We start from the raw sequence: 20,731 nt of genomic DNA on the forward strand, positions 1-20,731 counted from the left end.
GTGGCCTGATAGGATGAAATACGGCACATGTCGTATTTTAGCAGTTGCATCAGGGGATTATGGTCTCGCTCAATCCGCTGACGGGTCGTCGGCGATGGTGATTGGGGCGGCAACCATGTTTCGCAAACACGCAAATTTTGGTGATTTTAGTCGGTCAGTTCTGATCTCAGTTGCTGCAATGCTGCTTGGATCGTTGTCATTTGGGAGCGGACGGGCTGCGGCAGAGAAGATGGAGCGTTCGGATCGTGTCGATGTTGCTATTGTCTTTGCGGTCGATCGGTCATCCCTCCTGGATTCTGACACTGTGCAGATGGTCCGTGCTGGACACGTCGCAGCATTACGGTCTTTGCACGATGTCATGACCAGCGGTCCGAACCAGTGTGTTGCAGTCACCTATCGCGAATGGTCCAGGACGCAAAAGGAAGATGTCGTTCTGCCATGGTCGCAAATTTGCAGCGAAACGGATGCCGATGCAGCCGCCAGAGCAATTGCGCTGAATGATTATGGTCGTTCTGATAGTGATCTCTCTCATGAGAGGAGATCGTTTTCGCATTTGATAGATGCGGCTTTAGCCGAATTGAAAGCTGCTCCCTGGGGTTCTAACAGAAGAATAGTGAACATATCTGCTGGCGATATCGTTGATATTATCCGACCGTCCGCAGCGACCACCAACATCATTGCCGTACAAAATGACTTTGTCGGGAGAGGTGGGAACGTTATCGCGACGGCCTCATCTTCGTCGGATTATATCGCGGCCATTGAACGGACCTTGATGTTTGATGTTGGCGGCGACAGGGCGTTTTTCATGAAGCCTGAAGAACAAAGCATACGGACGGCCAAGACGGATATCGTGCCTTAAAGCATTTCCGCAAAAGTGCGAAGCGGGCTAAGAATCGCCGTCGGCAAGCCGTTTGATGCCGGACATATTGATGACCGTGAGCTTTTGACGTCCGCCGCGAACGAAGCCTTTTGTCTCCCAGCTGCTCAGAATGCGGGAGACCGTGTGAAGGGTTGTTCCGGTCATTTCGGCAATATCCTGACGGGTGATCGGAAAATCGATGCGGATGCCGTCTTCTTCCTTCTTACCCGCTTGACGGGCAAGGCGGAGAACAGCATGTGCAACGCGGCGCTCCACTTCCTCGGTCGACATTTCGCGAATGCGGGTGTGCGCTTCTTCAAGTCGCTTGCCGATCGTCTGGATCGCATTCATGGCGAGACCGGGGTTCTGCTCGACAAAATAGTCCCAAAGCTCGGTCGGCCAGGCCAGAACGATGCTTTCAGCAACAGCCATTGCGGTGCCGGGATAGTCGCTGCGTTGGAGAGCTTTGGCGAAGCCAAACAGATCACCGGGATGCACCATGCGAACAATGATCTGCTGTCCGTCTGGCGTCACCTGATTGACCTTGAGGCGACCGTGAAGCAGCAAAAAGAACAGGACGGCTTCGTCGCCCTGTTCAAAAATGGTTTCACCCGGAACAACACGCCGCGTTGAGGCGTAAGACACAAGCTTGTCCAGCTCGTCATCGCTCATCTTTGCGAACAACGATAGTTTTCTGACAAGCCCGCGATCTATCGTGGCCATCACGCATCCCCTACTAAAAATCCCCATCGTCGCTTTAGCACAGCTAGAGGAATAAGGGATAGTCTCGGGGGTATAAAATAGGGCATTCAAGCAAAAACCGTCATATGGAAAATTCCTTCAGCCGCTTCAGTACAACCGCATACCAACGATCATCGCGAACCAGACGAAAGCCCAGATTGTCGGGTGGCACACCGACACTGCAGCCACCCGTCTTTGGGTTTCGAATGAATGAACTCATGGCGGCGCGATGCTTGCCATTGACCACATAGACCCCGCAGACGGGCGTCTCCGCAACGACCTTGCCATAGGCATCGATATTCACCCGACGATGGCAGGTCTGTGTCCATTCCCACACATTGCCCGCAACGTCCGCGATGCCCAGTTCGTTCTCGCCAAATGCACCGGCAGAACGGACTTCGGGGCTGCGCTCAAGCTTGCGTGCGCTTTGCTGCTCATAGTCCTTGAGCCAGCGTAAAGCCGGATTGGCTGCATTTTCCTCAATGCCGAGTGCGGTATCGGTGAAGCGAGAGCCGGCAGCAAAAGCCCATTGCTCGTCCGTGGGCAGATGCCAGACTTCGCCGGTCTTTTGCGAGAGCCATTTCGCATAGTTTTCGGCATCATCGTAGCTCACACCGACAATCGGTGCGTCTGTGTCTAAACCGTTTCGATTATGCGGTAACGCTTCTGCCGGTTGGCAGTCGCCATCGGCAATGCAACGCTCATAATCGGATGCGCTGACCTGATATTTCATGATCTCAAAAGACCGCGCGAGTTTGCGTGTCGTCAGCGGCGCATCCACCGGATAATTGTTTTTTTGAAAGTCGCCATCAGCGCGATAGGTCATGCTGCGCGGTGCAACGACAATGGTCTGCGGGCGCTCAAATTGGGTATCCCGAGAGCTGCGCTCTGCGCGTCCTGCGGCATCGACCACAAACAAACCCGCAACCACCGCCAGCAAGACAGCGGGCACAGCCACGGCCAATTCGCGCAGGGGTTTTCTCTTGCAACCTTTGGTCATTTGGTATCGAGAGGCCGTTTCCTTTTGCAGATACGGCCCCAAGCCTTTCTTCATTCGACAATCACCAAAGAAGTTTCAGTCTTTTCGTTACATGCCGGACGGCGCCAGGATCGACGTCATCAGATCATCATTCCATTCGCCGGTGACTTTGAAGTGCGCAGCCGCACCCAGTTCAAAGGCTTCGATCAGATTGTGGTTCACATAGGCGTAGATGCCCGGCTGCTGGAATGTGTAGAAGGCTGCTGCCGCGGCCCCGCCCGGAATGAACCAGGTTTCCTGATCAAGATCTGGCGGCGTGTTGAACTTGCCTGTTGACCACACATAGTCGCCATGTCCGCCAATAAGATGTGGCCTGGTATCGCGATTGGCCTGCGAGTGAACGATCAGCACCTTCTCACCAACTTTGGCGGTCATTGCCTTGTCGCCCGTCAATGCACCCACAGCACCGTTAAAGACAACGTGTGTCGGGGTCAGGGTACGCATCACCTTCACGGTGTCTTCGTAGGCATCGCCCGGTGCATCGTATTTCTTGTACTGACCAGCCTCATCGCGCGGCACATAGAAGTCCTGCTCACCGACATAATAGACTTTGTCGTAAGAGAGCTTGTTGCCCTTGCCGTCGTGCAGTCCATCGCGTGGCAATACCATGATCGCCCCATTCATGCCCGAGACAACGTGCCAGGGAACCATTCCGGGAGGTGCGCAGTGATAGACGAAGACGCCGGGCTTGGTAGCCTTGAAGCGCAGGATCGTCTTTTCACCGGGGTTGATCTCGGTGAGCCCACCGCCACCCAATGCACCGGTTGCTGCATGGAAATCGATATTGTGCATGAGCGTGTTGGTTTCAGGATTGATGAGCGTCAGCTCAACATAGTCGTCCTGATGCACCACCATCAGCGGACCGGGAACGGTGCCATTGAAAGCCATTGCGTGAACTTCGGTCCCCGCATCGTCGATAACGATCTTCTTTTCCTCGATCACCATCGTAAATTCGATGACCTTCGGCCCACCTTCTGCGACCTGGCTGTGAGCGTGGACGAATGGTGGGTCCACCAGCTCCACTTTCTGCCGGGGAAGCGCTGCAATTTCCGCTGCACTGGCCTTCCGTATTGCGCCATTGCCCCAGGCGGATGTTGTCGCAAACACCGGCGCAAGCGCACCAGCGAGTGCTGCTCCTGCAAGTATCGTGCGGCGGTTGATCTGCATCTGGTCTACCATCGGTTCTCTCCTATACGATAGGACCGAGCGCTCTTTGCTCTGTCGTTTTATGTATAGGAGATCGGCTGGGTTGCTTCCTTGACCGCAATCAACATAGATCATAAATTGTGGAATTAATTATCGTTTAATTACAATAAGTTGGATCGTGCCCGCTAAGTTTCCAAGCGCTTATTTGCGATAGCACAAAGGACGATTGCAGCTGACGCGTGTTGTCAAAAGTAAAACCAAAGATTGATTACAGCGGTTCCAGTTAATATTGAACTGTTGGAACCGCTGTAACTATTTGTTCTTACGCATTTCCGAACGCAAAACCGGTTCCCACTTTTGCTGGAAATGCTTTAATTTCAATCGCGGGTTTTCGTGAGACGGTTGGGGGTCATGTCTCTTATGGTGCCTGTTATAAAGAGAGGCCTGTGAAACGGGATTGAACTTCCGGCAGTGCCATCTCCGGCATCCATGCCGGTTCATATGTCAGTTCGACATTGGCGCGTGAAACGCCGTCGACAGCTTCCACGCATGTTTGCACGGCTTGCGTGAGAAATCCTGCGGCGGGGCAACCGGGTGTGGTCGTTGTCATCTCCACATTGACCGTTCCGTCGCCTGTGACCTCAATGTGGTAGATCATGCCCAGATCAACCAGATTAACGCCCAGCTCCGGATCAAGTATCAGCCGCAGTGCCTTGAGGATAGCATATTCGAGTTGGACATCATTTTCGCTTTGCATGGCTTTGTCCTCACTCTTGTCGCTCTTGGCCAACGCGGATCATGATACGGTAGGCACTGCCGGTTTCATCGAAGTTGCCGACCCATTCATGGCCGCGTCTTTCAAGCTCTGGAAACAAGAAGAGTGGTTCGCGGTGAAGCAGAGCGAACAAGACCTCGCCGTCTGTCATGCGTTCGAGTTCTGCCAGTATATGAACCATTGGCTCAGGTGGTTGCATGTCTGAGCAATCGAGATAATGCGAAGGTTCAGGCCAGATATCGGGCGAACTTACATTGTTCGACAGCTGGATTTCCGGCACCGCGTCTTGCGTTGGAGAAAACAGCGTTTGCCAGTCGCCGTCACCGATCGGTTGCGGCTCTGCACGAAACCCTTTGCGTTCCATCACGGCAAAAAGCGGAACCGGTTTGAAGGGTGTTACAAGCAGGAGACTCTGGCCGGGCAGCAGAGTTTCCGTGGCATCCATGATTGCCTGAAAGGGTTCCACACCCCTTTTGAGCAAGGGGCGCACATCCAACTCACGATGAGCGATTTCCTGAATGGATAATGTCATTTCGACCTCCTAAAGCATGTCGCGGAAAAGTGGGAACCGGATTTCCGATATCGACATGCGTAAAAACAAAGACTTAAAGCGTGTGGTCACGCTGCGATAAAACGCGACGCGCTTTAAGCACGGGCGTACCGGCATGGATAAGGTTGGGTAGGGCCACGCCATTGGGCAGGCGCAAACTGGTCGGTACGTCCAGAAGCCGCCGGGCGCGGAAAAAGTGAATGCTCAAAGCCAGAATGGTAATAAGGGTAAGTGAAGATGACAGCCTGAAGATGATTGGATAGTCGGCGATCAGGGCCAAGGTGCTGAACCCAACGCTCCCATAATAAAGGATGAACCAGTGGCGGGCATGTCGCTCACGCACCATGTCCTGCACACGTGGCGTCTGCACGCGGCCCATGACGGGTCCATAGCATTCGAGCCAGGTGAGAAACGGAACGATTTTGTAAAGCTGTGCGAGGCTCAGGCCTGAAAGCCAACCGAAGACAAACAGATAAACGAGTGCGGCAACCATCTTATCGGTCATGCCGGTAAAGAGCATTGTCAGCGCAAGCACCATCGAAATCAGCAAAGCTGCAAATGCAGAAATGCTGGCGGCACTGTTCAATTCAATCGTCCTGCGTTTGCGCCGCTGATAAATTGCGCGCACGTCGAGAATGTAAAGAGAAATGCAGACGATACCCGGAACGAGCGCGATCGATTGTGTGATTTCAGGTTGACTGGCACCGAAAGCAACAAGTGCGATGCCGAGGCCAAGGATTATCAATGCAGCAAGACCCAACCACCATGAAAGCCTGGTGCGCTTCGTGTTGCTGTCCGGCGAAAGCATGAACATGGTGAGCAATCGATAGCTCACGCCCATGGCTGTAAAAGTCATCCAGCCGCCAAGTGCCAGCGCCGCATGAATGGATATGGTCGATCCGGCGATATCAAGAGCGATAACCTGCTCGGTCATCCCTGAAAGAACGAAGGTATAAAGCCCTCCAAGACAGGCGACTATCAGTAGGCAGCCGATACCAATGGCGACGAAGCGTGTGGGCAACGTAATGGGGCGCGCTTTCCAGATTGTCATCCCAAGCATCAGAACGATCAGCGAAAAGCCTGCGATTAAAAGCAGACCCGACATGGGAAGCAGCCAAACCGAATTGTCGAGCAATCCAGACATGCCTGCAAAACTGAAAAGCAGTCCGGTCATTCCTGTGAGCAACAGCAAAAGTGCTGGCAGCTGTGCGGAACTTCCCCAAAGGGGCTTTGCAACCAGGACCGGCACGAACTGCAACAATGCGCCACTCATCAGCAATGCCAGCCAGCCGATAGCGATGATATGGACGAGGATGAGAGTTTCCGGTGCCCGAATTCCATGAAACGGATAGCCAAAGCCGCCTGCCATCAATCCGACCCCAGCTATGAGGAAGACGAGAGAGGCTGCAAAATAGGACAGAGTCCAGCGGGAAAGCGCGGCACCGATCATCTCCAACCCTTCATGAATAGGTTAGTGATTGCCGCAAGTGCACTCATGGTCTGAACCATGAAGCTTGCGCCGTGCAATTTCGACACGCCAGACAGGACCGGTCTCCTTATAGACCCAGGAAAAATCGCCAGGATTGCGGGCCTCGAGCTGGCGGCGCAATGGCACTGGGTCATGATCGTTGACGATCTCCAGCGCATCGCCCGGTTCAAGCGCATCAATCATGGAAAAAATGGTCGCATGTCGTGTGATGGGCGGAATGGTGCGCACGTCGATGACAGGATTTACCGAAACAGGTTCGATTGACATTATAGTTTTCCAAGGCCGTCACTGCCGAAAGATGATGACGACAGCCAGCGTCACCATGACAGCTTTTGTAAACTGATCGATGCGATGCTGCTTTGATGCATCTCAAACAAGACAAAGAATTACAGCATTTCCAGTTACAGCGGTTCCAACGATTCAATATTAACTAGAACCGCTGTAACTGGAGCCACTGTAATGGCTTTCTGACAGAGCTGCCTTGTTCTGGATCAATTTTGGCCCCGCTACTAAAGCGCATCCCGAAAAGTGCGAAGCATTTTTGGGATAAAGACATACGTAGAAATAAACAGTGAGATGCATTTCCTATGATTCATCATAAACTGGAAGTGCTTTATTGACCAAAGAACAGGATGACAGCAATCACGATAGATGCTGCAACCGCTGAAAGTGTGCCCGCGCCCTGCAAGGCCCCCATTCGATAGAGAACCAGCGAAAAGGCGATGATTGCAGGCGTGGCAACCATGAGTCCGATCTGTGCATCCGTCATTGAAAGATTCCTTGCTTTGAAAAGGAACGATGCCTCCACGCACATGATTTTTCTTTGTCAAAACGCAAAGAAGATGGGGGATGAGCGGGCTAGGCATGCCCCATGCTTGAAACGGAAGACACAGCCTTCGCGGCAACGATTTCAGACGATGAACCGGAGGACAATCTTCTGCTCTGGATTCTCGTCTGGAGCGAACTTGTCACTTTTGCAATTTTGCTGATCGCCTTCATGGTGATGTCGATCATCAATTCAGACGGTGTGGCGCAATTGCGGGCGCATCTCAGCCCCGGTCTTGCTGCAATCAACACGATCGTGCTGCTGATAAGCGGCTGGCAGGCTGCAATCGCTGTGCGGCAACGACATAATGCAAAGAAAGCAAGACGCCCGCTGTTGGGGGCAGCGTTTTTTGGTCTTGTATTCGTGGCCTTCAAATTCGTCGAATACTCGCACGAAATCCAGTTTGTGGGCGACGAAGCTGTGGGGGCGTTTTTCGAGCTCTACTTTCTCCTCACCGGCTTTCATCTCATGCATGTACTGTTTGGCTCAATCATTTTGGCGCTGGTGGCGTGGCGTCCGTCCGCTTCCAATGTTCTGCTTATCAGCACGCTCTGGCACGCGATTGACCTTGTCTGGCTGGTTATGTTCCCGGTTCTTTATCTTGCGTGAGGTGACGAAATGAAAAACGGAGAGTACAGGGCCCTCAACCGCACACTTCTCATTTTGCTGGCGCTTGCAATGAGTGGTGCGCTGATTGCCAGTTTGAGCGCCAGCATGCTTGCCGCAATCATCGCTGTTCTGACTCTTGCCTTTGCAAAAGGCTGGTTCGTCGTTCTCGATTTCATGGAAATGCGCGCCACCAGAGGCGCGTTGAAGCCTGCCTTGCTGGCTTGGCCGGCTGCGCTGCTTATACTCGCCCTCATGCGCTCTGTAGCAGTCCGCTTCCTTCTTTGAACAACCATACAATCTCATTGTTTTGCGCAGTTTTTGCTTAGAGTGCGTTTCGATCTGATTGGATCAGATCGGCACTCTAATTATCTGTTTTAACGCGCAGCTTTGTCCGAAAACCGTTTCACACTTTTCGGGATGCGCTCTAAAGCATTTCCAGAAAAGTGGGAACCGGTTTGCGTTCGGAAATGCGTAAAAACAAATAGTTACAGTGGCCCAACGATTCAATATTAGCTGGAACCGCTGTAAACGCTCCAGTCTTTGCCAAAACGCAAAGATGTCTTTTCACCGCTCGATAGAAGGGTGCAGTCCCGTGATGCTGGCGAGGGGATTGACCAGCCGCACCATCGACGGGGGATGAGATGCCGGGGCTCCGCCTTCGGCCAGTGAAAGGACGAAGGGGATGGCAGAACGCCTAACCAAGACCGGCGCCCGAAACGTCTTCTACGGCGGTTCTATTTTCTTTTTCGCGATCTTCGTGGGGCTGACGGCGCACAGCCATTACTACATGAAAACCACGTCCACAGATGAATCGACGCTGACCGAAGCGGTCGCACGTGGAAAGCACATCTGGGAGAAAAACTCCTGCATCAATTGCCACACGCTTTTGGGCGAGGGGGCCTATTTCGCACCTGAGCTCGGCAATGTCTGGAAGCGTTACGGCGGCGAGGATGACCCCGAAGGTGCACGCGAGACGATGAAGGCCTGGATGCAAGCGCAGCCCACGGGAATTGAGGGGCGTCGTCAGATGCCACAGTTCAACCTGAGCGAAAAGGAACTCAACGATCTGGCGGATTTCCTTGAATGGACAAGCCGCATCAAGACGCAGAACTGGCCGCCCAATGAGGCTGGCTGAGGCGCGGGATGAACGGAGTTTTATGATATGAAATATGAAAGCCAAAAGGTCGCGATGCTCTATTTCTATGGAGCGCTCGTCCTGTTCGTAGCCCAGGTTGCGTTCGGTGTTCTTGCCGGGACGATCTATGTCTTGCCCAACACGCTCTCCGAGCTGCTGCCCTTCAACATCGTTCGCATGATCCACACCAATGCGCTGGTCGTCTGGCTGCTGATGGGTTTCATGGGGTCGACCTATTATCTGCTGCCTGAAGAGACAGAGACCGAACTCTACAGTACCAAGCTTGCCGTCATCCAGTTCTGGCTATTCTTTGTTGCGGCTGGCATTGCCGTGGTGGGCTATCTCTTCAAGATCCATGAAGGCCGCGAGTTTCTCGAGCAGCCATTCATCATCAAGGTCGGTATACTCGTCGTCTGCCTGATATTCCTATTCAACATCACGCTGACAGCATTGAAGGGCCGCAAGACGACAGTTACCAACATTTTGCTGTTTGGTCTCTGGGGGCTGGCGCTGTTCTTCCTCTTTGCCTTCTATAACCCGGTCAACCTCGCCATCGATAAGCTCTACTGGTGGTATGTGATCCATCTGTGGGTTGAAGGTGTGTGGGAACTGATCATGGCGTCGATCCTCGCTTTCCTGATGATCAAGCTCAATGGTATTGACCGCGAAGTCGTTGAAAAGTGGCTCTACGTCATTGTCGGGTTGGCCCTGTTCTCGGGTATTTTGGGAACAGGTCACCACTATTACTGGATCGGCGCACCGGGGTACTGGCAGTGGATCGGTTCGCTGTTCTCGACGCTGGAAGTAGCTCCATTTTTTACCATGGTCATCTTTACATTTGTGATGACATGGAAGGCCGGTCGCAAACATCCAAACCGCGCTGCCCTTCTCTGGTCAATCGGTTGCTCGGTGATGGCTTTCTTTGGCGCAGGTGTATGGGGCTTTCTGCACACGCTGTCCTCGGTCAACTATTACACCCACGGCACGCAGCTGACAGCGGCCCATGGCCATCTCGCCTTCTTTGGCGCCTATGTCATGCTCAACCTTGCGGTTATGGCCTACGCGATTCCTGAACTGCGCGGACGTGCGCCTTATAATCAGATGCTCTCCATGGTGAGCTTCTGGGCGATGTGCACGGCAATGTCCGTCATGACCTTTGCGCTCACTTTTGCAGGCGTGGTGCAGACCCATCTGCAGCGTGTTCTGGGTGAAAGCTTCATGGTCGTGCAGGACCAGCTGGCGCTGTTTTACTGGATGCGTCTTGGCTCTGGCATCGTGGTTGTAATTTCGGCCTTCATGTTCATCTGGGCCGTTCTGGTTCCGGGCAAGGAGCGCCGCGAAAACACCTCTGGTTTCGTGCAGCCTGCTGAATAATCGACGCAAAAGCCCTGCCGGAAGGTGGGGCTTTTTTCGTAAAAAAATAGGAAAACTGCCATGAACAGCGTTCTCAAGAATATTGAAACAATCAATGCATCCATCCCTGCTTACAGCCCATCCGGCAACGAATGCGCCTTGTTTGAACTGGCATGGAAGCGCAAGCTGCCATTGCTTCTCAAAGGTCCGACGGGGTGCGGAAAGACACGTTTCGTCAGTCACATGGCAGCAAGGCTCGGCCTGTCTCTCTCGACTGTTTCCTGTCATGACGATCTTGCGGCTGCCGATCTGACCGGACGCTATCTGCTTAAAGGCGGAGACACTCATTGGGTGGACGGACCTTTAACCCGAGCGGTGCGCGAGGGCGGCATCTGCTATCTCGACGAGATTGTTGAGGCACGCAAGGACGTGGCCGTGGTGCTGCATCCGCTGACTGACGACCGCCGCATTCTGCCGCTGGAACGCACCGGCGAATTGCTTGAAGCGCCGGATCGCTTCATGATCGTTGTGTCATATAATCCCGGCTATCAGAACCTGCTCAAGTCATTGAAACCGAGCACACGTCAGCGTTTTGTGGCTATCGAATTCGATTTCCTGCCCAAAGAACAGGAAATTGCAGTTGTGAGTGCCGAAAGCGGCCTTGACGCGCATAAGGTCGCGCCGCTTGTGGCGCTTGCTCATCGTTTGCGTGGGCTAAAAGGGCACGATCTGGAAGAAGGCGTTTCAACGCGTTTGCTGGTTTACTGCGCATCGTTGATTGATGCTGGCATGTCGCAGCGCGAGGCCGCGCGTGCGGCGATGATTGAGCCGTTGACCGATGAGCCGGATGTGAAGGCAGCGCTGCTTGAAGTCGCCGATGCGATGTTGAAATAGGCGGGTACACCATGCTGGATTTTCTAGAGCTCGAAGAAACAGTTGGCCGCGCCTGGCACCGGCTTATCGGCAAGACCGGATCATGGCCGCAATATCCCGATCAGGCCGTGAAGCTTGCCGATATTCGCCAGAGGCTTGCAATCTGCTTCCGTGGTTTTGGTGGTGACGTCACTGTGCAGATTGCACCCGCTCGTGCCCGAACCTCCGGCCATCGGCTGGGCTTGCGGCAGCGTATGGCTCTGGGTGAGGAAAAAATCGCCCAGCCCCTGCGCGATGAAGCAACGCTGATGTTGCCGCCGGAGATTGCGCTCTTTCCGGATCGCGTGCTGAATTACGATCTCTATGTCTGGCTTGCAGGCTTTATGGCGATCATGCCAACTGAACTGGAAGCCATGCCTGATGATCCGTTACGCCGCGATCTTGCGGCTCTCGATATGGCGGCAGAAATCGTAGCCAAAGCCTGTGAATTGTTTCCCGGGCTGGAAGATCGCTATGCCCGGCTTTGCGACGCCGTGCTGGAGGCGCGACCAAATCGGCGGCTCAACCGACTCGAGCAGCTTGTTGAAGAACGTGTTCTTTCGCTATTGAAGGACGGCGCTGGTCTGCCGGATTTCAGTCTTCCAGCCATTTTCCCGCATCGTGCTCCGGCGGGCTATCTGCCGATCCTTCCCGTTCCGCTCTGGCCGGGGCTTATCCGGCGCGATGAAACAGCAATCCGCGCGGCGGAAGACGAGCCCGTGCGCAACTCTCAGGCTGAAGCTGCCGAAACCTGCCGCCAGATAGCGCAGCGCGAGAAGCAGGACCCGCGGCTTACCGACAGGAGCCCGTTCATTCTCAACCGTTTCGAGAAAATCCTCGCCATGGCCGAGATGGTCAGCGTTGACCGACCGTCGGATGACAGTGACGAACAGAATGCAAAATCCGCTGATGAACTCGATGATCTGACATTGGGCGAGCGTAAGGGCAGGCCTGCTGCTCGCTTCCGCTTCGATCTTGATCTGCCGCCGGAAGCGGTTGATCGCAGCCTGCTGACTGCCAAGCTCGCCTATCCGGAATGGGATTATCGCAAAGCGACCTATTTGCAAGATCATTGTAGCGTTCTGGCAGCGCCGGTGCAGGAGCGTGAAGAGGCGCTGCAACTTGATGATGAAGCGCGAAGTCTTGTACGGCGAGTGCGACGCCAGTTTGAAATCCTGCGGCCCGGTCGCGAAATGATGCGCGCACAGCTTGATGGTAATGATCTTGATCTCGACGCTGTGGTACGGTCACGTTGCGATTTTGCGGCTGGCGGGCAAGGTAGTGAGCGGGTGCATCTGATGAGCCGTCCGCAGGCCAATGATCTGGCGGTAACGATTCTGGTCGATGTTTCGCTTTCAACCGATGCATGGGTGGATAACCGTCGGGTGCTTGATGTGGAGAAAGAGGCGTTGCTGGTTCTCGCCAATGGCATTGCTGCCTGTGGCGATCGCTGTTCGATCGTGACTTTCACATCGCGGCGACGCTCCTGGGTGCGGGTTGAAACAGTGAAGGATTTCGATGAGGTTTTCAGCCCAACGGTTGAGCATCGCATTGCAGCGCTGAAGCCGGGCTTTTATACCCGCATGGGTGCTGCCATGCGCCATGCAACGGCAAAACTCAGCGAACAGCACAGCCGAAAAAAGCTTCTGCTGCTTTTAACCGATGGCAAACCGAATGATGTCGATCATTATGAGGGGCGCTTTGCACTGGAAGATACACGCCGGGCTGTGAGTGAAGCGCGCGCCAAGGGCGTTAACGTCTTTGCAGTGACGGTTGACCGCGAGGCCAATGCTTATCTGCCTGCACTTTTCGGACATGGTGGCTTTGCAATGGTTGCAAAACTTGCGAAATTGCCAGTTGCTTTGCCCGCGATCTATCGAATGCTTGCGGGATAGTTTTCAGCAAAATCACTATGCCGGAAGCTTCCGGCATCGATCATTGTGACGATGAGAAATAAGAAAATGACTATACAGCCGATCCTCGCAGCAGTTCTTGCCGACAAAGACGTATCCGTTGATTTGCTTTTGGCAGAAGTTGTTGCGCAGGGTGAGGCGTGTGGATTGAAGGTCGCGGGCTTCTTACAGCACCGCAGTTCTGATGCAGACGATTGCTGCCGTGAAATTGTCATTGAACGGATCGGCACCGGCGTCAGGCATCTCATCTCTCAGCCGCTCGGTTCAGGATCGCGCGGCTGCCGCCTTGATCCGGCAGCACTTGCAGATGTCGCTGGTCCCTTGCTTGCCGAGATCGATGCAGGCGTCGATTTACTTATCCTCAATCGCTTCGGCAAAAGTGAGGCCGAAGGTCATGGCTTTCGCGCGATCATTGAATCAGCTTATTCAAAGCAGATTCCTGTGCTGACCGTTGTGCGTGATGCTTATGTGGGCGACTGGCGCGACTTTGCGAGCGATTGCGGTATGTTGCTGTCGCCCGACGAGGCGGCTCTTGCCGCATGGCTTGAAAGCGTTGTCTCGCTCAAAGTGCTATCAGCTGCCAGCTAACTTTCCTTAGCTATGCATGACAGATGCGGTTTTATGTCGGCTCACCCAGGCTGCGCCAACGCCGCCGTGCAAAAAGCCGTTGGAAAGCGGGACGGCTGGATAGATTGCCTGCAATCGGGCAAGGCCTTCTTCGGTATCAATACGTTCCTGCAGCACTTCGCCATGCACTTTTGCGATAGCAACCATGTCGCAATCCTGCGGCGACAGCCTGAACCGGGCAACGCCTGCGGCTTTCAGGTCGGGCATGTCTTCAATCAGTGCCTGACACGTGTGCGACAGTGTCTGCACCCCATTCAGGGCAAGGAACGACTGGCTATCGAGTGTTTTGACTGGCAGACCGTCCGGCTCCTCGGCACAAACAAACTGACAATTGTCTTTGATGTGTCCTTTAGAGCGTGCATGGGCGCAACGGGCTGAAATGGCGAGTGGTACCCTACCAAAAGTGAAGATTTCGAAGGCAACATCTGGCGCTCCCCTGATGATTTCACGAATTGAAGCCAACGGAAGTTCCGGCGGCAGGCAGATGGATTGTGCGCCGCGCTGAGCCAAAACCTTGGCGGTGGCGGCGTTGTAAACATTGACCAGTGGGCCAACCATATGCGGCTTGCCAGCCAGCAGGCCCAGTGCGGAGAGATCATTGGCTTCGACCGGAAAAAGCGATTGTTCGGCGGTCTGCCGCACATGCTTTGCTTCGCGTTCAAGCATCACGAGGGCAAGCGAACCAAGGCTGATGGTCTTGCCTGCCTGTTCCAGCCGCTCGATTACATCAGCCATGTAGGGATCAATGAAATGGAACCGCTTCGAGCAGACTATTTCACCGAGTGTGACGTGATCGACCGGAGCTTCATCGGCAATGCGGAAATAGAAATCGCGCCATTTCGGGCCATCCCAGAGAAAGAGAACAGGCCCGAGGCTAAGGCTGGGATTAAAGCGTGAATCCGACATGGCTATCTCCAGCGTTTTTCATAGGCGCCCGATGTGGTCTGCTGACCTTCACTCAATGTGCGCAGTCGTGAAAGCAGAGCGGCCCGCTTTTCGGGTCCGGCGGCAAGCGTTTGACGAAGTGTCGAAACCACTTCCGCGACATAGGCTTTGCCGCGCTGTCGCCCTTCGATTTTCAAGGCCGAAACACCGGCTGCACGGAGTTCGTCCATGTGGTTCATCACATCAAGAGAAACCGGATCTTCAAAGGCATAGCCTTCTTCATCGCCGATATTGAAACGCCCTTTGCAAAGGGTCGGATAGCCTGCGGCTTCGCCAGCCGGAAAACGGTTGATGGTGTAATCTCCGAGTTCCGAAACGAGCTCGGAACCTTCGTTCCGATAACGCACATGGCTTGCAGGCGAGCAGACACCGTTCATATTCGGTGAGCGGCCGGTGGCGTAGGACGAGAGCGAGCAGCGTCCTTCGGCCATGACGCACAAGCCGCCAAAGACGAAGACTTCCATTTCGCAAGCAATCTTGCGTCCGAGCTTTGCGATATCGGGGATCGTCAGCACGCGCGGCAACACCACGCGCTTGGCTTTGAAGGCATCGATCAGAAAGCTGATCGCATCGGCATTGGAGGCAGACGCCTGCACCGAAACATGCAGCCGCTGTTGCGGATGGCGCTCTGCAGTGTAGGCCATCAAGCCGAAATCGGCGAGGATCACTGCATCGGCACCAAGCGCCGAGGCGTCATCAACGGCCTTGTACCAGAGTTGCTCATCGCCCGCGCGCATGAAGGTGTTGATGGCGACGAAGACCTGCGTGCGCCGCGCATGGGCGAAATTGATCGCTTCCCGCAACTCCTCGCGACTGAAATTGAGACCGGGAAAATTGCGTGCGTTGGTTTCATCGCGGAAGCCGCAATAGACCGCATCAGCTCCGGCTTGCACGGCTTCGCGAAATGCGGAGGGTGTTCCGGCAGGACAGATCAGTTCCATGAACGGGCGTCCTCCTTTGTGTCGGCGGCGAGCGCTTTGTCGCGCACAAAACCTGCGATGGCTTCCACGACCGGCGCGAATGGCCCTGCGCCTTTTCCAAGGTCTGCCGGCAGATCAACATTGCAATCATCCAGCGCATTGCGCAGGGCAAGCATGGCTTCCATATCGCCAGTCACTGTGATGTCGCGTGAAAAGAACAAGGCATCGCCATCGAGCTTTCCTTCGAGAAGGGCAAGCAGCATGACGAGGGGGCCTTCGATAGCGGCATCGGTCACAAATTCAGTGCTGCTGCGCAGCACTGAAATGCGTGGGGCGCCGGGTTCAACCAGAAAAGCGAAAGGCAAATCGGACGGCCTGAACCCAAACCGCTTGTTGACGTGCTCGCCCAGCCTTTCAAACAGTCCCGGATGTGCGCGGATAACCTGATAGAACACATGAGAAATGAACGGGTTGAGCAAAAATGGCGGAACAAACCGAACTGGGGCAACCACGGCGGGCGGAATTTTCATCATGATTTTGCTCCAGGCATTTCTATGCACACCAGCTTTGCGAGGTCTGCACAAGGACTAGGCGATTCAAGCCTGTAAGAGTTTGATCTGGATCAAAGACGGCAGAAGAATTGCGTATTCAAAGTGAGACATGAAAAATGCCTCCTCACTGCCTTCCTCTTTTGACGATCTACAGAGTTTCGTGTCGGAGCTTGAAAGACGCGGCGATCTTGTCCGTATACAGCGCCCGGTTTCGCTCGTGCATGAGATCACCGAAATTCATAAGCGTGTTCTGGCAGCCGACGGCCCGGCCTTGCTATTTGAAAAGCCGGTTGATGCCGAGGGCAAAGTGCAGTCCATTCCGCTTCTTGCCAATCTTTTTGGCGCTGAGCGGCGGATTGCCTGGGGGCTTGGCCGCACACCTGAAGAGTTCCCTGCTTTGGCCAATTTTTTGGCCGAGCTACGAGCACCAACGCCGCCGCGTTCAGCAGGTGAAATATGGAGCAAGCTGCCTCTGGCAAAAGCAGCCCTGGCAATGCGACCACGTCGTGTCAGCCGTGCGCCGGTGCATGAAATCGTGCGTGAGGGAGGGGCGATTGATCTGGGCGCGTTGCCGATACAATGGTGCTGGCCGGGAGAGCCGGCGCCGCTCGTGACTTGGCCTTTGGTGATCACCTGTGCGCCAGATGATCCTTATGACATCAATGTCGGCATTTACCGAATGCAAAAGCTTGGACCAGACAGGCTGATCATGCGTTGGCTGGCGCATCGCGGGGGTGCGCGACATCATCGTATGTGGCAGAAGGCAGGGATGGATATGCCGGTTGCAGTTGCAATCGGAGCAGACCCCGCAACAATTCTGGCAGCCGTCATGCCTTTGCCGGAAGGCATGAGTGAACTAGCTTTTTCGGGCCTTTTGTCGGGGCGAAGGCCTGCAATCGTAGAGGCGCACACCGTCCCTCTCACTGTCCCGGCCAACGCAGAAATTGTGCTTGAAGGCTTCGTATCCGTGAGCGAAACCGCGCGGGAAGGGCCTTATGGTGATCACACCGGCTATTATAACAGCGTCGAAGAATTTCCTGTTATCCGTATTAGCGCAATCACCATGCGCAAGAACCCGCTCTATCTTTCAACTTATACCGGGCGACCGCCTGATGAACCTTCAAAGCTCGGCGAGGTGATGAACCAGCTGTTTGTGCCGGTCGTGCGCAAGCAGTTCCCCGAGATCACCGATCTCTGGCTGCCACCGGCCGCATGTTCTTATCGTGCAATGGTGGTGGCAATCGACAAGCGATATCCGGGGCAAGCCCGCAGGGTCATGATGGGGCTTTGGTCGATGTTGCCGCAATTCAGCTACACCAAGCTTATCATCGCCGTCGATCCTGACATCGATGTGCGCAATTGGGATGATGTGCTCTGGGCACTTTCCACACGCTTTGATGCGAGCCGTGATCTGGTGACGCTCGATCATACGCCGGTTGATTATCTCGATTTCGCTTCGCCGCGTTCGGGGCTTGGCGGCAAGCTCGGGCTTGATGCGACCAATAAGATCGGCGCGGAAACTGATCGCGAATGGGGCAATGTTCTTTCCATGAATGCAGAGACCATTGCGCGGGTGGACGCAATGTGGGGCGAATTGGGAATCGACCGGGAGAGCAGACAGTGAAGCGGATTGTCGTGGGAGTTTCAGGCGCGTCCGGGTCGCTGATTTCCCTGAAAATACTTGAGTGCTTGAACAGGATGCAGTCCGTTGAAACGCATCTTGTCATATCGCAAGCCGCTGAGCGGACGTTGCGCTATGAGCTTGGTCCGAATGGCTATTCAATGCTGAACCGGCTGGCAGAAAAGACCTATTCGATTGAGGATGTTGGAGCCGCGATTGCGAGTGGATCGGTGCCGACAGCCGGTATGATTGTTGCGCCTTGTTCTATGCGTACACTTGCGTCGATCGCTCACGGTTTCGGCGACAGTCTGCTAACGCGTGCTGCCGATGTGCAGCTCAAAGAGCGGCGCAAGCTGCTGCTGATCACCCGCGAAGCACCGCTGCATATGGTCCATTTGCGCAATATGTGTACGGTCACCGAGATGGGCGCAATCGTGATGCCGCCAGTACCTGCCTTTTATCTGCACCCGCAGACGGTGGATGATATTGCCCATCAGATCGCAGCGCGAGCCATTGATCTGATGGGGATTGGTGAGCAACAGGCCGAAAGCTGGAGCGGCTCAGTTTAGTTTCGGATGCCGGTCAACGAGCGCCTGGCGGCGTTGCTGCAGCTCTTCGATCTGCTGTTCCAGCGAGAGGATTTCGTCATCAAGCTTATCGACGCGTTCCTCGATGTGGGAATAAGCTTCTTTGAGCAGCAGTTTGGCTTCCGTCTTGTTGGAGGCGCTTGGTGTGTCGCCACGCAACGGTTTGTTGGCCGTTTCGGGCAGGAAGAACGCTGTGATGAGACCCACGACGGCTGCACACATGAGATAGTAGGCAGGCAAATAGATATTATCCGTTGACTCGACGAGCCACGCGGCAACTGTTGGTGTCAGGCCCGCAACAATGATCGAAATATTGAAGGCCGCCGCAAGCGCGCTGTAGCGAATGCGTGCCGGAAACAATGCAGGCAGTGTTGATGCCATGATGCCGGTCAGGCAGTTGAGCAATATCGCCAATATCAGCAAGCCGGCAAAAATCGTCGCAATGTGGCCGCTGGCCACAAGATGGAAAGCTGGCAGGGCAAACAATAGCAAGCCGAGGCTGCCGATGATCAGAAATGGCCTGCGGCCAAAACGGTCACTGAGAAATCCGACAACGGGCTGCACGAACAGCATCCCGATCATCACCACGATGATGATGAGAACCCCGTGATCCTCAGAATAGCCGAGGCTCTGGGAGAGATAGGTCGGCATATAGGTGAGCAGCATGTAATAGGTGACGTTGGTCACCAGAACCATGCCGATACAGACACTCAGTGCACGCCAATATTTGTTGATGATCTCTTTAAAGGACACCATCGGACGATCTTCGATGGCATCGCGGTCTTCTTTTTCCAGCGCTTCAAGCTGCTGTGTGAACGCGGGTGTTTCCTCTGCGGCATGGCGAAGATAAAGCCCGATCAAGCCGAGCGGGGCGGCAAGATAGAACGGAATGCGCCAGCCCCAATCGAGAAAGTCTTGTTCTCCGACCATGGTGCTGAGGAAAACGACAAGACCGGCACCAAGCACAAATCCGGCAATGGAGCCGAAATCCAGCCAGCTACCGAGAAAGCCACGACGGCGGTCTGGCGCATATTCTGCAACAAAGATCGCAGCGCCTGTATATTCGCCGCCTACAGAAAAACCCTGCGCCAGCTTGCAAAGCAGCAGAAGGATTGGTGCCCAGATGCCGATGGTGGCATAGGAGGGGATAAGGCCGATACAGAAAGTGCTGGCAGCCATGATGATGATTGTGAGCGACAAAACCTTTTGTCGCCCGAAGCGGTCGCCCATGACGCCAAAGAATAGACCGCCGAGAGGGCGCACCAGAAATGGCACAGAGAATGTCGCAAGAGCTGCAATGGTTTGAATGCCGGGTGCTGCATTGGGAAAGAATACTTGCCCCAAAGCATAGGCTACGAAGCCGTAGACGCCGAAATCGAACCATTCCATCGCATTGCCGAGGGCAGCTGCGGTAATAGCTTTTTTGAGTTTGGTGTTGTCGATGACCTTAATGTCGTGAATTTGTAATGGTGTAGCCTGAGATGAGCTGCTTGCAGCATCGCTTTGCGCCATTCGCCACCGCCTTTATGCGTTTTGTTATCGTATCTCACGCAACAGAACAGCGGCCCTGCATCATAGAACATGCATTGGCCGCTTCTTCGTTCAGTCGATTTGAGCGGGTAACGAGTTGGCGTCTGTTTTGGTTCCGATAAGGCTTATAAATAGTCGGCAAAGAAGGCGGCAGATTATGTTATGCCGGGCCGAGCATGATGAAAGTTTCGCTTTTGCTGACGCCCTGAAGCGAGCGGATTGTCGAAATCACCTCATTGAGTTCGGAAATGGTCGAAACCTCCAGCTCTGCGATCACATCCCAGATGCCATTGGTGTTGAAGACACCGGTCAGGCCCGGGACACGCTTGATTGCGCTGATTGTTGCTTTTAGTGATGAGCCTGACATTTCGATTAGCATGAAGGCACGTATCTGATCCTTGCCAATGTCATCGCGAACGCGGACCGTGAAGCCTTTAATGTCGCCATTGGCAATCAGCCGGTCGAGACGCTTTTGCGCTGTGGCTCGTGCAACGCCTAAGAGTTCCGCAAGCTGTGGAACAGACGCGCGACCGTTGATGCGAAGCTCAGTGACCAGTCTCTTGTCCAGCTCATCCATGGCAGTGACTTCCTTTAAAGTAAGTA

General features: G+C 54.4%; 23 protein-coding genes. 10 read left to right on the forward strand and 13 right to left on the reverse strand.

The window, feature by feature from the left end; genetic code table 11:
- Positions 1-115 precede the first annotated feature (115 nt).
- Complete coding sequence (locus tag OIV19_RS10115; protein WP_264231559.1) at positions 116-859, forward strand: DUF1194 domain-containing protein; 744 nt, start codon at positions 116-118, stop codon at positions 857-859.
- Between the two features lie 27 nt (positions 860-886).
- Here the strand turns inward: OIV19_RS10115 and OIV19_RS10120 are convergent, their stop codons facing one another.
- From OIV19_RS10120 to OIV19_RS10155, 8 genes are all read right to left on the reverse strand, one after another.
- The gene (locus OIV19_RS10120; RefSeq protein WP_095445123.1) at positions 887-1,582 is read right to left on the reverse strand and encodes a Crp/Fnr family transcriptional regulator; all 696 of its coding nucleotides are present in this window, start codon (positions 1,580-1,582) and stop codon (positions 887-889) included.
- A gap of 100 nt (positions 1,583-1,682) precedes the next feature.
- On the reverse strand, positions 1,683-2,600 hold the full coding sequence (locus OIV19_RS10125; protein ID WP_264231560.1) for a formylglycine-generating enzyme family protein: 918 nt from the start codon (positions 2,598-2,600) through the stop codon (positions 1,683-1,685).
- Positions 2,601-2,687: 87 nt separating this feature from the next.
- Positions 2,688-3,818 carry a copper-containing nitrite reductase gene (gene nirK / locus OIV19_RS10130; RefSeq protein ID WP_151091182.1) on the reverse strand — a complete coding sequence of 377 codons (1,131 nt, stop codon included), beginning with the start codon at positions 3,816-3,818 and terminating at the stop codon, positions 2,688-2,690.
- A gap of 397 nt (positions 3,819-4,215) precedes the next feature.
- Positions 4,216-4,542 carry a metal-sulfur cluster assembly factor gene (locus tag OIV19_RS10135; protein WP_264231561.1) on the reverse strand — a complete coding sequence of 109 codons (327 nt, stop codon included), beginning with the start codon at positions 4,540-4,542 and terminating at the stop codon, positions 4,216-4,218.
- Positions 4,543-4,552: 10 nt separating this feature from the next.
- Positions 4,553-5,092, reverse strand: a complete 540-nt coding sequence (locus OIV19_RS10140) for a DUF2249 domain-containing protein (RefSeq protein ID WP_264231562.1) — start codon at positions 5,090-5,092, stop codon at positions 4,553-4,555.
- A 73-nt stretch (positions 5,093-5,165) separates the two neighbouring features.
- Positions 5,166-6,560, reverse strand: coding sequence for a hypothetical protein (locus tag OIV19_RS10145; RefSeq protein ID WP_264231563.1), 1,395 nt, complete (start codon positions 6,558-6,560; stop codon positions 5,166-5,168).
- Positions 6,561-6,581: 21 nt separating this feature from the next.
- Entirely contained in the window at positions 6,582-6,866 is a 285-nt protein-coding gene (locus tag OIV19_RS10150) for a DUF2249 domain-containing protein (RefSeq protein ID WP_264231564.1), read from the reverse strand.
- 346 nt (positions 6,867-7,212) lie between these two features.
- Positions 7,213-7,368 carry a hypothetical protein gene (locus OIV19_RS10155; protein ID WP_264231565.1) on the reverse strand — a complete coding sequence of 52 codons (156 nt, stop codon included), beginning with the start codon at positions 7,366-7,368 and terminating at the stop codon, positions 7,213-7,215.
- A 102-nt stretch (positions 7,369-7,470) separates the two neighbouring features.
- Between OIV19_RS10155 and OIV19_RS10160 the strand changes: the two genes are divergently transcribed.
- The 7 genes from OIV19_RS10160 to OIV19_RS10190 all read left to right on the forward strand — a co-directional run bounded on the left by OIV19_RS10160 (position 7,471) and on the right by OIV19_RS10190 (position 13,935).
- On the forward strand, positions 7,471-8,034 hold the full coding sequence (locus tag OIV19_RS10160) for a cytochrome c oxidase subunit 3 (protein WP_151091177.1): 564 nt from the start codon (positions 7,471-7,473) through the stop codon (positions 8,032-8,034).
- 9 nt (positions 8,035-8,043) lie between these two features.
- The gene (locus OIV19_RS10165) at positions 8,044-8,319 is read left to right on the forward strand and encodes a cytochrome C oxidase subunit IV family protein (RefSeq protein ID WP_264231566.1); all 276 of its coding nucleotides are present in this window, start codon (positions 8,044-8,046) and stop codon (positions 8,317-8,319) included.
- 397 nt (positions 8,320-8,716) lie between these two features.
- Positions 8,717-9,169, forward strand: a complete 453-nt coding sequence (locus OIV19_RS10170; RefSeq protein ID WP_264231567.1) for a c-type cytochrome — start codon at positions 8,717-8,719, stop codon at positions 9,167-9,169.
- A gap of 27 nt (positions 9,170-9,196) precedes the next feature.
- Positions 9,197-10,543, forward strand: a complete 1,347-nt coding sequence (locus OIV19_RS10175) for a nitric-oxide reductase large subunit (protein WP_151091175.1) — start codon at positions 9,197-9,199, stop codon at positions 10,541-10,543.
- Positions 10,544-10,603: 60 nt separating this feature from the next.
- Positions 10,604-11,416 carry a CbbQ/NirQ/NorQ/GpvN family protein gene (locus tag OIV19_RS10180; protein WP_264231568.1) on the forward strand — a complete coding sequence of 271 codons (813 nt, stop codon included), beginning with the start codon at positions 10,604-10,606 and terminating at the stop codon, positions 11,414-11,416.
- Positions 11,417-11,427: 11 nt separating this feature from the next.
- On the forward strand, positions 11,428-13,329 hold the full coding sequence (locus tag OIV19_RS10185) for a nitric oxide reductase activation protein NorD (RefSeq protein WP_264231569.1): 1,902 nt from the start codon (positions 11,428-11,430) through the stop codon (positions 13,327-13,329).
- 66 nt (positions 13,330-13,395) lie between these two features.
- Entirely contained in the window at positions 13,396-13,935 is a 540-nt protein-coding gene (locus tag OIV19_RS10190) for a DUF2478 domain-containing protein (protein WP_264231570.1), read from the forward strand.
- Between the two features lie 6 nt (positions 13,936-13,941).
- Here OIV19_RS10190 and ubiV read toward each other — a convergent pair whose 3' ends face one another.
- The 3 genes from ubiV to ubiT are packed head-to-tail and all read right to left on the reverse strand — an operon-like array spanning position 13,942 to position 16,372.
- On the reverse strand, positions 13,942-14,880 hold the full coding sequence (ubiV, locus tag OIV19_RS10195) for a ubiquinone anaerobic biosynthesis protein UbiV (protein ID WP_264231571.1): 939 nt from the start codon (positions 14,878-14,880) through the stop codon (positions 13,942-13,944).
- Between the two features lie 2 nt (positions 14,881-14,882).
- Positions 14,883-15,860, reverse strand: a complete 978-nt coding sequence (gene ubiU / locus OIV19_RS10200) for a ubiquinone anaerobic biosynthesis protein UbiU (RefSeq protein ID WP_264231572.1) — start codon at positions 15,858-15,860, stop codon at positions 14,883-14,885.
- Complete coding sequence (ubiT, locus tag OIV19_RS10205; RefSeq protein ID WP_151091169.1) at positions 15,851-16,372, reverse strand: ubiquinone anaerobic biosynthesis accessory factor UbiT; 522 nt, start codon at positions 16,370-16,372, stop codon at positions 15,851-15,853. The genes ubiU and ubiT overlap by 10 nt, the downstream gene beginning before the upstream one ends.
- 127 nt (positions 16,373-16,499) lie before the next feature.
- On the opposite strand from ubiT, the gene OIV19_RS10210 reads away from it, so the two are divergent.
- Both OIV19_RS10210 and OIV19_RS10215 read left to right on the forward strand, forming a co-directional pair.
- Positions 16,500-18,014, forward strand: coding sequence for a UbiD family decarboxylase (locus tag OIV19_RS10210; protein WP_264231573.1), 1,515 nt, complete (start codon positions 16,500-16,502; stop codon positions 18,012-18,014).
- A complete protein-coding gene (locus OIV19_RS10215) occupies positions 18,011-18,580 on the forward strand; it encodes a UbiX family flavin prenyltransferase (RefSeq protein ID WP_264231574.1) in 570 nt (189 codons plus the stop codon). Before OIV19_RS10210 ends, OIV19_RS10215 begins: the two co-directional genes overlap by 4 nt.
- Here OIV19_RS10215 and proP read toward each other — a convergent pair.
- Positions 18,572-20,110 carry a glycine betaine/L-proline transporter ProP gene (gene proP / locus OIV19_RS10220; RefSeq protein ID WP_151091166.1) on the reverse strand — a complete coding sequence of 513 codons (1,539 nt, stop codon included), beginning with the start codon at positions 20,108-20,110 and terminating at the stop codon, positions 18,572-18,574. The two genes, OIV19_RS10215 and proP, sit on opposite strands and share 9 nt — an antisense overlap.
- A gap of 178 nt (positions 20,111-20,288) precedes the next feature.
- On the reverse strand, positions 20,289-20,705 hold the full coding sequence (locus tag OIV19_RS10225; RefSeq protein WP_100557622.1) for an Lrp/AsnC family transcriptional regulator: 417 nt from the start codon (positions 20,703-20,705) through the stop codon (positions 20,289-20,291).
- Positions 20,706-20,731: the final 26 nt, after the last annotated feature.

Source organism: Brucella sp. HL-2, from assembly GCF_025846885.2.
Classification (GTDB): Bacteria; Pseudomonadota; Alphaproteobacteria; order Rhizobiales; family Rhizobiaceae; genus Brucella; species Brucella quorumnocens.

Excerpts from the sequence above, each read along its gene's own strand:
- OIV19_RS10165 (WP_264231566.1), top strand. The coding sequence starts at position 8,044 with ATGAAAAACGGAGAGTACAGGGCCCTCAACCGCACACTTCTCATTTTG.
- OIV19_RS10150 (WP_264231564.1), bottom strand. The coding sequence starts at position 6,866 with ATGTCAATCGAACCTGTTTCGGTAAATCCTGTCATCGACGTGCGCACC.
- OIV19_RS10225 (WP_100557622.1), bottom strand. The coding sequence starts at position 20,705 with ATGGATGAGCTGGACAAGAGACTGGTCACTGAGCTTCGCATCAACGGT.
- OIV19_RS10120 (WP_095445123.1), bottom strand. The coding sequence starts at position 1,582 with ATGGCCACGATAGATCGCGGGCTTGTCAGAAAACTATCGTTGTTCGCA.
- OIV19_RS10140 (WP_264231562.1), bottom strand. The coding sequence starts at position 5,092 with ATGACATTATCCATTCAGGAAATCGCTCATCGTGAGTTGGATGTGCGC.
- OIV19_RS10115 (WP_264231559.1), top strand. The coding sequence starts at position 116 with ATGTTTCGCAAACACGCAAATTTTGGTGATTTTAGTCGGTCAGTTCTG.
- OIV19_RS10155 (WP_264231565.1), bottom strand. The coding sequence starts at position 7,368 with ATGACGGATGCACAGATCGGACTCATGGTTGCCACGCCTGCAATCATC.
- OIV19_RS10175 (WP_151091175.1), top strand. The coding sequence starts at position 9,197 with ATGAAATATGAAAGCCAAAAGGTCGCGATGCTCTATTTCTATGGAGCG.
- proP (WP_151091166.1), bottom strand. The coding sequence starts at position 20,110 with ATGGCGCAAAGCGATGCTGCAAGCAGCTCATCTCAGGCTACACCATTA.
- OIV19_RS10160 (WP_151091177.1), top strand. The coding sequence starts at position 7,471 with ATGCTTGAAACGGAAGACACAGCCTTCGCGGCAACGATTTCAGACGAT.
- OIV19_RS10185 (WP_264231569.1), top strand. The coding sequence starts at position 11,428 with ATGCTGGATTTTCTAGAGCTCGAAGAAACAGTTGGCCGCGCCTGGCAC.
- ubiT (WP_151091169.1), bottom strand. The coding sequence starts at position 16,372 with ATGATGAAAATTCCGCCCGCCGTGGTTGCCCCAGTTCGGTTTGTTCCG.
- OIV19_RS10145 (WP_264231563.1), bottom strand. The coding sequence starts at position 6,560 with ATGATCGGTGCCGCGCTTTCCCGCTGGACTCTGTCCTATTTTGCAGCC.
- OIV19_RS10180 (WP_264231568.1), top strand. The coding sequence starts at position 10,604 with ATGAACAGCGTTCTCAAGAATATTGAAACAATCAATGCATCCATCCCT.
- OIV19_RS10190 (WP_264231570.1), top strand. The coding sequence starts at position 13,396 with ATGACTATACAGCCGATCCTCGCAGCAGTTCTTGCCGACAAAGACGTA.
- OIV19_RS10170 (WP_264231567.1), top strand. The coding sequence starts at position 8,717 with ATGGCAGAACGCCTAACCAAGACCGGCGCCCGAAACGTCTTCTACGGC.
- ubiU (WP_264231572.1), bottom strand. The coding sequence starts at position 15,860 with ATGGAACTGATCTGTCCTGCCGGAACACCCTCCGCATTTCGCGAAGCC.
- nirK (WP_151091182.1), bottom strand. The coding sequence starts at position 3,818 with ATGGTAGACCAGATGCAGATCAACCGCCGCACGATACTTGCAGGAGCA.
- OIV19_RS10135 (WP_264231561.1), bottom strand. The coding sequence starts at position 4,542 with ATGCAAAGCGAAAATGATGTCCAACTCGAATATGCTATCCTCAAGGCA.
- OIV19_RS10210 (WP_264231573.1), top strand. The coding sequence starts at position 16,500 with ATGAAAAATGCCTCCTCACTGCCTTCCTCTTTTGACGATCTACAGAGT.
- ubiV (WP_264231571.1), bottom strand. The coding sequence starts at position 14,880 with ATGTCGGATTCACGCTTTAATCCCAGCCTTAGCCTCGGGCCTGTTCTC.
- OIV19_RS10125 (WP_264231560.1), bottom strand. The coding sequence starts at position 2,600 with ATGACCAAAGGTTGCAAGAGAAAACCCCTGCGCGAATTGGCCGTGGCT.